The sequence below is a fragment of the Streptomyces sp. NPDC049879 genome, from assembly GCF_044461265.1.
In the GTDB taxonomy this organism is placed as follows: domain Bacteria; phylum Actinomycetota; class Actinomycetes; order Streptomycetales; family Streptomycetaceae; genus Streptomyces.
Window position 1 is genome coordinate 1,030,463 of record NZ_JBITKT010000001.1, and the last position, 11,758, is coordinate 1,042,220.

General features: G+C 73.7%; 14 protein-coding genes. 7 read left to right on the forward strand and 7 right to left on the reverse strand.

What is annotated here, in order from left to right:
* Positions 1 to 3: 3 nt before the first annotated feature.
* The gene (locus tag ACIBPC_RS04865) at positions 4 to 1,116 is read right to left on the reverse strand and encodes a FecCD family ABC transporter permease (RefSeq protein ID WP_398841320.1); all 1,113 of its coding nucleotides are present in this window, start codon (positions 1,114 to 1,116) and stop codon (positions 4 to 6) included.
* On the reverse strand, positions 1,113 to 2,132 hold the full coding sequence (locus ACIBPC_RS04870; protein WP_398841322.1) for a hemin ABC transporter substrate-binding protein: 1,020 nt from the start codon (positions 2,130 to 2,132) through the stop codon (positions 1,113 to 1,115). Before ACIBPC_RS04870 ends, ACIBPC_RS04865 begins: the two co-directional genes overlap by 4 nt.
* Before the next feature lie 151 nt (positions 2,133 to 2,283).
* Between ACIBPC_RS04870 and ACIBPC_RS04875 the strand changes: the two genes are divergently transcribed.
* Together ACIBPC_RS04875 and ACIBPC_RS04880 are read left to right on the forward strand one after the other, a co-directional pair.
* Positions 2,284 to 3,726 (forward strand): HtaA domain-containing protein, encoded by a 1,443-nt coding sequence (locus tag ACIBPC_RS04875; protein ID WP_398841323.1) that lies wholly within the window; start codon positions 2,284 to 2,286, stop codon positions 3,724 to 3,726.
* Complete coding sequence (locus tag ACIBPC_RS04880) at positions 3,723 to 5,354, forward strand: HtaA domain-containing protein (protein ID WP_398841324.1); 1,632 nt, start codon at positions 3,723 to 3,725, stop codon at positions 5,352 to 5,354. The genes ACIBPC_RS04875 and ACIBPC_RS04880 overlap by 4 nt, the downstream gene beginning before the upstream one ends.
* A 107-nt stretch (positions 5,355 to 5,461) precedes the next feature.
* Here the strand turns inward: ACIBPC_RS04880 and ACIBPC_RS04885 are convergent, their stop codons facing one another.
* The 3 genes from ACIBPC_RS04885 to ACIBPC_RS04895 form a co-directional block, all read right to left on the reverse strand.
* Entirely contained in the window at positions 5,462 to 5,830 is a 369-nt protein-coding gene (locus tag ACIBPC_RS04885) for a DUF4180 domain-containing protein (RefSeq protein WP_398841325.1), read from the reverse strand.
* Positions 5,827 to 6,270 (reverse strand): helix-turn-helix domain-containing protein, encoded by a 444-nt coding sequence (locus tag ACIBPC_RS04890; RefSeq protein ID WP_398841327.1) that lies wholly within the window; start codon positions 6,268 to 6,270, stop codon positions 5,827 to 5,829. Before ACIBPC_RS04890 ends, ACIBPC_RS04885 begins: the two co-directional genes overlap by 4 nt.
* Positions 6,271 to 6,361: 91 nt before the next feature.
* Positions 6,362 to 7,267, reverse strand: a complete 906-nt coding sequence (locus tag ACIBPC_RS04895; RefSeq protein WP_398841329.1) for a LysR family transcriptional regulator — start codon at positions 7,265 to 7,267, stop codon at positions 6,362 to 6,364.
* A 95-nt stretch (positions 7,268 to 7,362) separates the two neighbouring features.
* Between ACIBPC_RS04895 and ACIBPC_RS04900 the strand changes: the two genes are divergently transcribed.
* Together ACIBPC_RS04900 and ACIBPC_RS04905 are read left to right on the forward strand one after the other, a co-directional pair.
* Positions 7,363 to 8,328, forward strand: coding sequence for a threonine/serine dehydratase (locus tag ACIBPC_RS04900; RefSeq protein WP_398841331.1), 966 nt, complete (start codon positions 7,363 to 7,365; stop codon positions 8,326 to 8,328).
* Between the two features lie 82 nt (positions 8,329 to 8,410).
* Positions 8,411 to 9,184, forward strand: a complete 774-nt coding sequence (locus ACIBPC_RS04905; RefSeq protein WP_398841332.1) for a glycosyltransferase family 2 protein — start codon at positions 8,411 to 8,413, stop codon at positions 9,182 to 9,184.
* Here ACIBPC_RS04905 and ACIBPC_RS04910 read toward each other — a convergent pair.
* Both ACIBPC_RS04910 and ACIBPC_RS04915 read right to left on the reverse strand, forming a co-directional pair.
* Positions 9,181 to 9,666, reverse strand: coding sequence for a GNAT family N-acetyltransferase (locus ACIBPC_RS04910; protein WP_398841334.1), 486 nt, complete (start codon positions 9,664 to 9,666; stop codon positions 9,181 to 9,183). The genes ACIBPC_RS04905 and ACIBPC_RS04910 overlap by 4 nt on opposite strands.
* A gap of 225 nt (positions 9,667 to 9,891) precedes the next feature.
* On the reverse strand, positions 9,892 to 10,245 hold the full coding sequence (locus ACIBPC_RS04915; protein ID WP_398841336.1) for a hypothetical protein: 354 nt from the start codon (positions 10,243 to 10,245) through the stop codon (positions 9,892 to 9,894).
* A 220-nt stretch (positions 10,246 to 10,465) separates the two neighbouring features.
* On the opposite strand from ACIBPC_RS04915, the gene ACIBPC_RS04920 reads away from it, so the two are divergent.
* From ACIBPC_RS04920 to ACIBPC_RS04930, 3 genes are read left to right on the forward strand one after another with little or no spacing between them, the layout of a single operon-like run.
* Positions 10,466 to 11,290 carry a helix-turn-helix domain-containing protein gene (locus ACIBPC_RS04920; protein ID WP_398841338.1) on the forward strand — a complete coding sequence of 275 codons (825 nt, stop codon included), beginning with the start codon at positions 10,466 to 10,468 and terminating at the stop codon, positions 11,288 to 11,290.
* On the forward strand, positions 11,290 to 11,508 hold the full coding sequence (locus ACIBPC_RS04925; protein WP_398841339.1) for a DUF397 domain-containing protein: 219 nt from the start codon (positions 11,290 to 11,292) through the stop codon (positions 11,506 to 11,508). The genes ACIBPC_RS04920 and ACIBPC_RS04925 overlap by 1 nt, the downstream gene beginning before the upstream one ends.
* 13 nt (positions 11,509 to 11,521) lie before the next feature.
* A complete protein-coding gene (locus tag ACIBPC_RS04930) occupies positions 11,522 to 11,743 on the forward strand; it encodes a DUF397 domain-containing protein (RefSeq protein ID WP_398841340.1) in 222 nt (73 codons plus the stop codon).
* Positions 11,744 to 11,758: the final 15 nt, after the last annotated feature.

The window sequence follows — 11,758 nt, forward strand, 5'->3', positions numbered from 1 at the left end:
CCCTCACGCCCAGCCTCCCTGCCGGTTGCGGGTCCTGCGCAGCAGCCAGAAGAAGAACGGGCTGCCGAGCAACGCGGTCAGCACCCCCAGCGGCAGCTCGGCCGGCTGCGCCGCCGTCCGCGCGAACAGGTCGGCCGCCAGCAGCACCAGCGCGCCGCCCAGCGCGGACACCGGGATCAGGAACCGGTGCCCGGGACCCGCCGCCATCCGCAGCAGGTGCGGCACGACCAGGCCGACGAAGCCGATGACCCCCGCCACCGCGACGGCCGCCGCCGTCAGCAGCGCCACCAGCAGCACGAGCACCAGCCGCAGCCGCTCGACGTCCACGCCGAGGTGGCGGGCGGGCCGTTCGCCCAGGGCCAGCAGGTCGAGCCGCCGCGCGTACAGCGGCGCGACCAGCAGCCCGGCGGCGGCGCACGGCAGGACGGCGAGGACCTTCGGCCAGGTCGCCTGCGCCAGCGAGCCGAGCTGCCAGAACGTGATCTGGGTGATCTGCGCGTTGTCCGCGAAGAAGATGAACAGGCCGATCAGCGCCATCGCGAACGCGTTGACCGCGATGCCGGTCAGGATCAGCGTCACGACCTCCGTCCGCCCGCCGGAACGCGCCAGGGAGTAGACGACCAGCACGGTCGCCAGCCCGGCGACGAACGCGAAGACCGTCACCGTCCAGTTGCCGAGGAAGTCGAGCCCGAACGCGATCGCCGCGACCGCGCCGACCGCCGCGCCGGGCGAGATGCCGATGACGGCGGGCTCGGCCAGCGGATTGCCGAACACGCCCTGCATCAGCGCCCCGGCGCAGCCCAGCGACGCCCCGACCAGCAGCGCCAGCACGACGCGCGGCAGCCGTACGTCCCACAGCACGCTCTCGCCCACGCGGTCGAGCGGCTCCCCGCCCAGGCCGAGCCGGTGCGCGGCCGACGCCAGCAGGTCGGAGAGGGGGATGTCGTACGCGCCGACCGACGCGGAGACCAGGGTGACGGCGACCAGGGCGGCCGACAGGCCGGCGATCAGCAGCGTCCGCCGCGCGCGCGGGCGCGCCGGGCCGGCCGGCGTACCGGCGGCGGGGGAGGCGGCGGGCGCTTCGGCGGGGGCGGGGGAGGGTTCGGTGCGGGTCATCCGGCCTGGCCGCCCGCGTGGATCTGCGCGGCGAGCGACGCGAGCACCTCGTCCGTGCGCGGCCCGTAGTTGAGGAGCATGCCGTCCTCGACCGACGCGATCCGCCGGTCCATCCCGGCGGGCGTCTGGGCGACGCCGGGGATCTCCAGCAGGCCGTCCACGCCGCCGACCGAGTCGAGCCCCTTGCTCATCACGAGGATCACGTCCGGCGCGGCGGCGGCCAGCGCCTCGCTGGTGAGGGGCGTGAAGTCCGTGTCCAGGCCCGACTCGTCGCCCGCGTCCACGCCGCCCGCCGCCTCGATCAGCGACACGGCCCCCGACCGGGAGCCGCCGAGCAGGTAGACGGACGCGGTGCCGCGCAGGTAGAGGAACGCGACGCGCGGCCGTTCGCCGTCCGCGGGGATGTCCGCCTGCGCGGCCTCGATGCGCTCCGCCGTGCGGGCGGTCAGCGCCTCGCCCGCGCCGGGCACGCCGAGCGCCGCCGCCACGGCCCCGATCCGGGGCGCCACGTCGTCCAGCGACAGGGCGGCGTCGAACACGACGACCGGCACGCCCGCCGCCCGGATCTGGTCGAGCGACTCGGCGGGCCCGGTGGTCGACTCGGCGAGCACGACGTCGGGGTGCAGGGAGAGGACGCCCTCGGCGGAGACGTCGTGGCCGCGCGTCACCACCGGGAGGTCCGCCGCCTGTTCGAAGGTGGCGGTGACGTCGCGGGCGACGACGCGGTCCCCGAGGCCGAGCGTCCAGACGATCTCCGAGAGCGAGCCCGACAGCGGGACGACGCGGTCGGCCGCCGTGACGGTGACGTCCTCGCCGTCCGCCGAGGGGACGGTGACGGGCAGTTCGGGCGTGGGCGCGGGCCCGTCGAGCGGTTCGACGCGGTCCACGAGCGCCGTCGCCGTGGCGGGACCTCCGTCCCCGCCGCCGCCCCCGCCGCTTCCGTCGCTGCCGCAACCGCCGAGCAGCAGGCCGACGGCCAGCAGCACGGCGAGAGTTCCCCGAGGGTGGCGCTTCACCGGTTCCGCACCTCTTCGCTTCCCGTCCCGCAGGGGGATCGTCTTCGCATCACGCAACTGTGAGGTTAGCCTAACCTCACTTGAATTAGGTTAGGCTAACCTCACTCCGCGTCCGGCGCTCCGTGGCCGGCTCCTCAGGGAGGACTCCTCGATGCTGCCCAGAAGCCTGCGGCTGTGCGCGTGCGCGCTGCTGGCCGTCCTGTTCGCCGCCCTGCTGCCCGGCACCGCGCACGCGGCCGAGCGCACCGTCGCGGGCGGACGTCTCGACTGGGGCGTCAAGTCCTCGTTCCAGACCTACATCACCGGCCCCATCGCCACCGGGAGCTGGAGCCTGAGCGGCGGCGCGTCCACGGTCGGGCAGAGCCAGTTCCGCTTCCACTCGGCGCAGGGCGCGTACGACCCGGACAGCGGCGCGTTCACCGCCTCCTACCAGGGCGGCGTCCGCTTCACCGGCCACCAGGAGGCGGACGGGAACTACCAACTCGACCTGACCATCAGCAATCCCACGGTCTCCGTCTCCGGCGGCTCAGGCACCCTCTACGCCGACATGCGCAGCAAGGACCGCGAGAGCGGCCGGATCACCGACAGCCGCCAGGTGCCCCTCGCGTCGCTCAATCTCGGCGGCATCGACCTGCGCGGCGGCACCGGCATCGCCGTCACGGGCGTCCCGGCGACGCTCACGGCCGAGGGCGCCGTCGCGTTCGCCGGCTACTACGCGGCGGGCGACCCGCTCGACCCGGTGACGCTCAGCGCCGACACGCTCGACCCCGAACCTTCCGAACCTTCCGAGCCGTCCGACGACCCCGACGAGCCGGCGGAGGCGGACGAACAGGAGCGCCCCGAGGCGTCGTTCGCCACCGCCGCCGTGGACTGGGGCATCCGCCGCACGTTCCGCGAGTACGTCACCGGCAACATCGCCCAGGGCGGCTGGGAACTGGGCGGCGGCGCGGCGGACGGCGGCGCGGTGTTCCGCTTCCCGGCGGGCGAGGGCACCGCCGACCCCGGAGCCGGCACGGTGGACGCCGCGTTCGCCGGGACCGTCCACTTCACCGGCACCGACCTGGACCTGGCGATCGGCGGCGTCACCGTCACCGTCGCGGACGGCACCGGCACCCTCGCCGCCGACATCACCACCGGCGAAGGCACGGCCGAGGACCAGCCGCTGGTCACGTTCCCCGCCGACACCGACGCGCTCACCCCGGACGACGGGCTGCTCCTGCTCGCCGAGGTGCCCGCCACGCTCACCGACGAGGGCGCCGAGGCGTTCGGCGGCCTCTACCAGTCGGGCGCCGAGATGGACCCGCTCACCCTCGCCGTCGCCCTCGACGACGGCGCCGAACTCCCCGCGCTCCCCGACCTCGGCAGCGACCCCACCGACGCCCAGGCCCCCGACCCCACCCCGACGGCCGACCCGGAACCCGCCGCCGCCGACGCCGGGAACGCGTCGGACGACACCGGCGGCACCCCCGTCGCCGTCCTCGCGACCGGCGCGGGCGCGCTGCTCGTCATCGCCGCCGCAGCCGCACTCATCACGCGACGCAACCGCCGTACGCCGCGCGTCGCCACCACACACGAGGAGAACGACCCGTCATGACCCGGAACAGATCCCTGCTGCTCGCCGCCGCCACGGCGACGGTGCTCGGCGTGACCGCCTTCGCGGGCCCGGCGCTCGCCGCGCCCGCCGAACCGGCCGCGCCCGGCACCATCGGGCTGGAGGACGGCACCCTGGACTGGGGACTGAAGTCCTCGTTCCGCAACTACATCACCAGCCCCATCGCCAACGGCACGATCACCGTCTCGGACGGCGCCCAGCGCAACGCGGACGGCACCTTCCGGTTCACCGACGGCGCGGGCAGCTACGACCCGACGACGCACGCCGTGGACACCGCCTTCGCGGGCGGCGTGCACTTCGAGGGCCACCACGGCGCGCTGGACCTCGGCCTGTCGGACCTGCACGTCGAGACCGAGGGCACGTCGGGCGCCATCGTCGCGGACGTCACCGTCGCGGGCGAGACGACCCAGGACGTCACGTTCGCCACGCTCGACCTGAGCGGCGTCCAGCCGGGCACGGGCGAGGGCGGGGCCATGGTGTTCGCGAACATCCCCGCGACGCTGACGGCGGGCGGCGCCGAGGCGTTCGAGTACAACGGCACGCCGATGTACGCGGAGGGAACCGTGCTCGACCCGGCGACGCTGACGGTCTCGCCGGTGGAGGTAGACCCCACGGACCCGACCGATCCGACGGACCCGACCGACCCGACCGATCCCACGGATCCGACCGACCCGACCGATCCGACGGACCCCACGGATCCCACGGACCCCACCGATCCGACGGATCCCACGGACCCCACCGATCCGACGGACCCCACGGACCCCACCGATCCGACGGACCCCACGGACCCGACTGACCCCACCGACCCGACCGACCCCGTTGACCCCGTTGACCCGGCCGATCCCGACCCCCAGGGCACCCTCCACGACGGCACCCTCGACTGGGGCGTCAAGGAGTCGTTCCGCTCCTACATCACCGGCCCGATCGCGGGCGGCAGCGTCGAACTCACCGGCGGCGCCACGGAGAACGCGAACGGCTACAGCTTCCCCGGCGCCGAGGGCACGTTCGACGAGGACGCCCCCGCCCTGGAGGCGGCCTTCGACGGCACGGTCCGCTTCACCGGCCACCACGGCGCGCTCGACCTGAGCTTCACCGACCTCGGCGTGGACATCGACGGCACCGAGGGCGCCCTCGTCGCCGACGTGTCGGCCACGGACGCCGAGACGGGTGAGGTCACCGAGTACGACGACCTCACCGTCGCCGAACTCGACGTGCCCGCCGGTGCCCTGGAGGCGGACGGCGAGACCCTCGTCCTCGACGCCCTGCCCGCCACGCTGACGGCGGACGGCGCCCAGGTGTTCGAGTACAACGGCACGCCGATGTACCCGGCCGGTACCGCGCTCGACCCGGTCAGCGTCCGCGTCTCCCTGAGCGACGACGCAGCCGTGCCCCCGGCCAACCCCGGCGGCGGCTCCGACAACGGAGGCACCGGCGGTACGGGCGGCACCGGTGGCACCGGCGGCGTCACCCCGCAGGGCGGCGCGACCGGCGGCGCCCTCGCCAGCACGGGCGCCGGCATCGGCGCCGCCGCCGCGCTGAGCACGGCGGCCGCCCTCGCGGCGGGCGGCGTCGTCCTGCGCCGCACGGCGGCCCGCCGCCGCACGGCCTGACACACCGCACCACCCCGGCAGCCCGCCCCTCACCGGGCGGGCTGCCCCGCGCCGCGTGCGGGACCGGTGCCCTCCCGTCACCCACCCCGCACGCGGCGCCTGCCGCGTCACCTCGCCGTGAACCGCGCCGTCAACTCCGCCTCGTCCGCCACGAACCACAGCTGGCGGCCCCTGTTGCTCTCCCGCACGAAGTCGGCCAGCGCAGAACTCGCCGCCACCTGCCCGGAGATGTCACCCACCACGGCGAGCCCCACCCCGTACTGCGCGAACTTCTGCACGATCCCGCCCGCCACGCGCGTGCGCAGCCGGAAGAAGTCGTCCGTCAGCCGCGCCACCGGCAGGACGACCCACGTCGCCCCGCGGCCGAACGCGTCCCCCAGCAGGTCCGTCCCGTCCCGCTCGTCCCGCACCGGCGCCCCCTCCGCCGCGCAGAAGAGCACCTCCACGCCCGCTATCGTCCCGACCCTGTCGCTCACCGTTCCGTGGTCCCCTCTCCCAGGGCGAGCAGGTCGATCATCCCGAGCAGTTCCCCGGCGGCCGCCGGACCGCCCAGGACGATGACCTTCAGCTCGCCGCGCTCCTCGTCGTACGCGCTCTCCACCCGCAGCCGGTCGGCGTTCTCCCGGCCGTGCCTGCCGACGGCGGCGGCCACGAGCGTGTTGGTGAGGCGGATCGCCTCGTCGGGGCCGATCGCCTCGACCCGCGCGACGCAGGACACCTCGGCGCGCCGCGCGCGGCGCGGGGGCGGCTCGACCGGGGTGCCGGTGAACGCCGCCAGGTCCTCCGCCGTGACGCGGTACAGCCGGCCGACCCGCGTCGCCCGCAGCCGCCCGTCCCGCACGTAACCGCGCACGGTGCGGACGTGCAGGCCGAGCAGCCCGGCGACCTCGTCCATCGAGTAGTACCGCTGCTCCACCCCGTACGCCCTCCCGCTCGCGACCCTTGCCTTCCCTCAATCTACCTCGCCACACCCGGCTGAGGTAATCCAAGGCAAGGAGAGGGAACGCTCACGGCCAGTCCGTCGCCCGCGCCTCCACCGCCGCCGTCAGCGCCCCGACGAACGCCGCGACCGGCGCCGGAGCGGGCGGCGCCCCGTAGTACGCCACCGAGATCCGCCGCCGGTCACCCGGCAGCCGGTCGATCCGCACGCCCTCCTGCCGGTGCGCCCGCAGCGCCAGCCCCGGCAGCACGCTCACGCCGAGACCGGCCGCCACCAGCGCCTGCACCGCCACATGGTCGTCCGTCTCGAACGTGATGTGCGGCGCGAAGCCGAGCCCGCCGCACATCGCCACCAGGTGCAGGCGACAGCGCTCGCAGCCCGCGATCCAGTTCTCGGCCCGGTATGTCGCCAGGTCCGCGGCCGGGCCGGGCCAGCGCCGTTCCGCCGGGGTGACGACGTACACCGGCTCGTCCAGCAGCGGCAGCACCGTCGTGTTCCGGTGCTCGCCCGGCGGCGGGTCGTCGTGCTCGAATATCAGCGCCGCGTCCACGTCCGCGTTCCGCAGCGCCGTCAGCGCCTCGGGCGGCTCCGCCTCGGTCAGCGCCAGCGCGACCCCCGGGTGGTCCGCCGCCAGCCGCGCCGCCGCGTCCGGCACCAGCGTGGCCAGCGCCGAAGGGAACGCGGCGAGCCGCACCCGGCCCGTACGCAGCCCCGCGTGCGCCGCCAGCTCCGCCTGCGCCGCCTCCACCTGCCCGAGGATCTCCTCGGCGCGCGCGACGAGCAGCCGCGCCGCGTCCGTCAGCAGGATGCCCCGCCCGGCCCGCCGCACCAGCGGCACCCCCACCTCCGCCTCCAGCTTGGCGAGGTGGTGGCTCACGGACGGCTGCGCGTAGTGCAGCGCCTCGGCGGCCGCCGTGACGGACCCCTCCCGGGCGACAGCGACGAGCACCCGCAGTCGTGTCAGATCCAGCATCCTCGCAGCGTAACCCGCATCCATAGACGGAATCGATGCCGAGCGAGAAAACAGGCATTGGATCTATCAGTACAGGTCATGCCACCGTGGCGGGTATGCGAGAACCGACCATCACCGACGCGCTCCGCGCCCGCCGCCTGCTGGCCGACCACCTCCCGCCCACCCCCATGTGGTCCTACCCGGCGCTCGACGCCGCCGTGGGCGCCACCGTGCTCGTCAAGCACGAGAACGTCCAGCCCACCGGCGCCTTCAAGGTGCGCGGCGGCCTCACCCTCCTCGCCGCGCTGTCCCCGGACGAACGGGCGCGCGGCATCGTCGGCTACTCGACGGGCAACCACGCGCAGTCCCTCGCGTACGCCGCCGCGCGCTTCGGCGCGCCCTGCGTCATCGTGATGCCGGCCGACCCCAACCCGGCCAAGGCCGCCGCCGTCCGCGCCCTCGGCGCCGAGCTGGTCGAGCACGGCGCCGACATGACCGAGGCCGCCGCCCACGCCGCGACGCTCGCCGACGCGCGCGGCATGCGGCTCGTCAGCGCGGGGGACGAGCCGGAGCTGGTCGCGGGCGTCGCGACCGCGTACCTGGAGATGTTCGAGCAGGCCCCCGACCTGGACACGGTGGTCGTCCCGGTCGGCGGCGGCAGCGGCGCGGCGGCGGCCTGCCTGGCGGCGGCGGCCGTGGCGCCGCGCTGCCGCGTGGTGGCCGTCCAGGCGGCGGCCTCGCCCGCCGCCCACGACTCGTGGCGCGCGGGCGAGCTGCTCACCCGCCCGAACCGCACCCGCGTCGAGGGCCTCGCCACCGGCTGCGCCTTCGCCCTCACCCAGCGCCTGATGCGCGACGGGCTGGCGGACTTCCTCCTCGTGACGGACGAGGAGATCGCCGCCGCGCAGTGGCGGATGATGCGGGACGTGCACACCCTCGCCGAGGGCGCGGGGGCGACCGCGCTGGCCGCCGTCCTCTCCCACCGCGACCGGGTCCCCGGCGACCGCATCGGCGTGATGTGCAGCGGCGGCAACGCGTCCCCCTCCGAACTCCGCACCTGCACCGCCGTTTCGGCCGCCTGACCACGGGGCGGCCCGGCAGCCGCCGCCCGCGCTCCTCCTGCTTGAATGGACCGCCGCCGTCGGCCGAACAAGGAGAAGAGCCGTGCCCCTGGTGTCCGTCGTGATGCCCGTGTACAACTCGGCAGCCACCCTCGGCGCCTCGATCCGGTCGGTGCTCGCGCAGACCCACACCGACCTGGAGCTGCTGGTCACCGACGACCAGTCCTCGGACGACTCCATGGACCTGCTCCAGGAGTTCGCCCGCCAGGACGAACGCGTCCTGCCGCGGTCGGCGCCCGAACGCGGCGGCGCGGGCCGCGCGCGCAACCTCGCCATCGAACGGGCCAAGGGCGACTACGTCGCCTTCCTCGACAGCGACGACATGTGGCTCCCGGAGAAGACCGAACGGCAGCTCGCGTTCGCCGCGTCGGGCACCGCGCCGCTGACGTTCACCTCCTACTACAAGATGGACGCCGACTACGCGGGCGAGAGCACGGACTTCACCCCGAACGGGCGCGTGGTCCCGGCGCGCGAGCACGTGGACTACCGCGCGATGCTGGTCAGGGACTACATCGGCGCGCTGACCGCCATGTACGACCGCACGGCCCTCGGCACGCGGCTGATGCCCGAGATGCTGAAGCGGCAGGACTACGCGCTGTGGCTGTCCATCATGCGCGACGGCCACGACGCGCGCGGCCTCACCGAACCGCTCGCCGTGTACCGGGCCCACCAGGCGGGATCGCTGTCCTCCAACAAGCTGTCGCTCGTCCAGTACAACTGGGCGCTGTACCGCAAACACGAGCACCTGTCGGTCCCCCGCTCGACACGGGCACTGGCCGGCGCGGTGTGGCAGTCACTGCGCAACTCGCGGATCTAGTCGCGCCGGTACCAGGTGCCCGGCGCGCCGCCGAGATCGGCGGGGTCCGCCGGGCCGACCGGGACGAACCCGGCCTTGGCCAGGACTCTCCGGGACGCGACGTTGGCGTCGGCCGCGGCCGCCCGCAGGGTACGCAGCCCGTGCCGCGCGGCCGCGATCCCGCACAGCTCCCGGACGGCCGCGGTCGCCACACCACGCCCGGCGACCCGCTCCGCGACCCGGTAGCCGAGCCTGGCGTCGCCGTCCTCCAGGTCGTACAGGTTGAACCTGCCGATCACCGAGCCGTCCTCGGCGACGAGCACGTAGAAGGCACAGACACCCCCCTCCTGCTCGGCCAGCGCGGCGCCGAACCACTCACCGAACCGATCGAAGAACTCATCCCCCCGGTCCCCGACCGAGGCGGCGAAGTAACCACGGTTCACCACCTCGAAGGCGAGAACCGCCGGGGCATGGTCAGCATGGAGCGGCTTCAGCTCGGGCATCGCCCGACCGTAGGCGGGATCGTGCTGCGCGGCCAACTGCATTTCCACTCAGTGCAGATGGCCCCGAGGCAGCCGCCGCGAACTCCCGTCTGCGGTCCGGGACATCTGCCCGGCAGGAGAGGCCGCCGGTCCGCCGCCGACGGCCCCCCCGCCTCCCGAATTCGGCCATCCGTCTGGGCAGCGGGCCGAAGGGCAGCGCACCCGCCTTCTCGGCCCGGGCCGCTGTCAGGCGGTGGGCCGGTCGGCCACGTCCCAGGAACACGGGCCGCCGTGCCCGGCGAAGAAGCAGCACACCTGCTCCTTCACCCCCGGCTCCCCGTCGCGGCAGGGGCAGTCCGGCAGGACCGTCACGCCCAGCGGCTGCCCCGCCTGCCAGGTCGCCCAGATCGAACCCGTGTGCCGCCCGTCGAGGTCCGTCACGTACGCGTGATGCGGTCCCTCCCCGTGCGCCCCCAACTCGCAGCGCACTACACCCGGCGGCAGCTCCTCCGCGTGCTCGCCCAGCAGCACACCCAGCCGCGCCGGTGCGTACGTCCAGCCACTACACGCCCGCACGCGCGCCCTCATCAACCCGTCCACTTTCCTGCCCCTTTCCTCACCGGTGAGCCACGCCAGGCGGCTCGTCCCCTGGATGCTCCCCCGCCTGAGAGTAGCGCAACCATTACAGTAAAAGTGCAATTGCACTTAGCGGGGGGGCGGGTGAGCGGCTCGGCGCTGAGCGACATACTGTGACCAGCCCTGGAGCAAGGGAGGTGACATGTTGGCAGCGGAACCGACTGTGACTCGTCGGCTGCTCGGCATGGAGTTGCGCAGCCGCCGGGAGGCCGCGGCACTCACGTCCGAGGCGACGGCGGAAGCCATGGGGTGGCACCCGTCGAAGATGACGAGGATCGAGGCAGGCCGAAGCGGGCTGACCGGCCAGGATGTGCGGGCGCTCCTGGACTTCTACGGGGTTCCGGCGGACGACACGGAGACCCGCGACACCCTGGAAGGGTTCGCCAGACAGGGGAAGCGGCGCACGTGGTGGCGGCCGTACAGCGATGTCCTCACGCGCCAGTACGCCGACCTGATCGCGTTCGAGTCGGAGGCCAGCTCGGCAAGGAACTATGAACTGGCCCTGATTCCCGGTTTGTTGCAGACCCCTGACTACGCGCGAGCCATCACGCGGGCCCTACAGCCCGGTAGCAGTCCCGAGGCCGTGAACGCGCTTGTCGATGTGAAGCTCCAGCGGCAGAACCAAGCACTTTCACGGGAGGACCCGGTGACTCTCCGGGCGGTCGTGGACGAGGCGGCGATCCGGCGAGCGGTCGGCAGCGAAGCTGTCATGGCGAGGCAGCTCCGGGCACTCCTGGATGCTTCCGAGCGGCCGAACATCACGTTGCAGGTGATCGCGTTCGACGCGGGCGCGCACTTGGGGATGCTGGGCGCGTTCGTGATCTACGGCTTTCCGATCCGCAGTGACCTGGATGTCGTGTACATCGAGGGACAGGCCGGGAGCCACTACCTGGAGCGCGCCCAGGACCGAGCGATTTACGACGACCATTTCGAGCACTTGGGGGCGACCGCGCTCGGGGTGGAACAATCGCGGGACAGGATCTCGCGCGTCTTGAAGGACGAAAGGTGATGGACGACTTCCCCGCCGATACCTCCCAAGCTGCCTGGCGTAAAAGTTCCTACAGCGGAGCGCAGGGGAACTGCCTGGAGGCGGCTGGCGACTTCCTCGGTGTCGTTCCTGTCAGGGACAGCAAGTCCCTGGATGGCCCGGTCCTTTGCTTCGCCGCGCCTGAGTGGGCGTCGTTCGTCACCGCCGTCCGGGACGGCGGGTTCCCGACCGTGATCTGAAGGGGTGTGCCCGATGACCGCACGTATCGATCTCGCGTCCGCCGAGTGGGCCAAGTCGTCCCGCAGTGGATCGGACGGTGGGCAGTGCGTCGAGTTCTCCAGGAGCTTCACGCCGTCCGGCGTGGTTCCTGTCAGGGACTCCAAGGGACCTGACGGGCCGGTTCTCACGTTCTCGGTGAACGGTTGGGGGGCATTCCTCGCCGTCCTCCGTGACGAGTTCCCCATCGGGGTCTGAGGTGAGGGGCCGCCG

What these genes read in the sequence shown, in the direction of transcription:
- ACIBPC_RS04925 (WP_398841339.1), top strand. Translation starts at nt 11,290, where the DNA reads ATGGACGACTTCCCCGCCGATACCTCCCAAGCTGCCTGGCGTAAAAGT.
- ACIBPC_RS04930 (WP_398841340.1), top strand. Translation starts at nt 11,522, where the DNA reads ATGACCGCACGTATCGATCTCGCGTCCGCCGAGTGGGCCAAGTCGTCC.
- ACIBPC_RS04920 (WP_398841338.1), top strand. Translation starts at nt 10,466, where the DNA reads ATGGAGTTGCGCAGCCGCCGGGAGGCCGCGGCACTCACGTCCGAGGCG.
- ACIBPC_RS04865 (WP_398841320.1), bottom strand. Translation starts at nt 1,116, where the DNA reads ATGACCCGCACCGAACCCTCCCCCGCCCCCGCCGAAGCGCCCGCCGCC.
- ACIBPC_RS04900 (WP_398841331.1), top strand. Translation starts at nt 7,363, where the DNA reads ATGCGAGAACCGACCATCACCGACGCGCTCCGCGCCCGCCGCCTGCTG.
- ACIBPC_RS04895 (WP_398841329.1), bottom strand. Translation starts at nt 7,267, where the DNA reads ATGCTGGATCTGACACGACTGCGGGTGCTCGTCGCTGTCGCCCGGGAG.
- ACIBPC_RS04910 (WP_398841334.1), bottom strand. Translation starts at nt 9,666, where the DNA reads ATGCCCGAGCTGAAGCCGCTCCATGCTGACCATGCCCCGGCGGTTCTC.
- ACIBPC_RS04880 (WP_398841324.1), top strand. Translation starts at nt 3,723, where the DNA reads ATGACCCGGAACAGATCCCTGCTGCTCGCCGCCGCCACGGCGACGGTG.
- ACIBPC_RS04875 (WP_398841323.1), top strand. Translation starts at nt 2,284, where the DNA reads ATGCTGCCCAGAAGCCTGCGGCTGTGCGCGTGCGCGCTGCTGGCCGTC.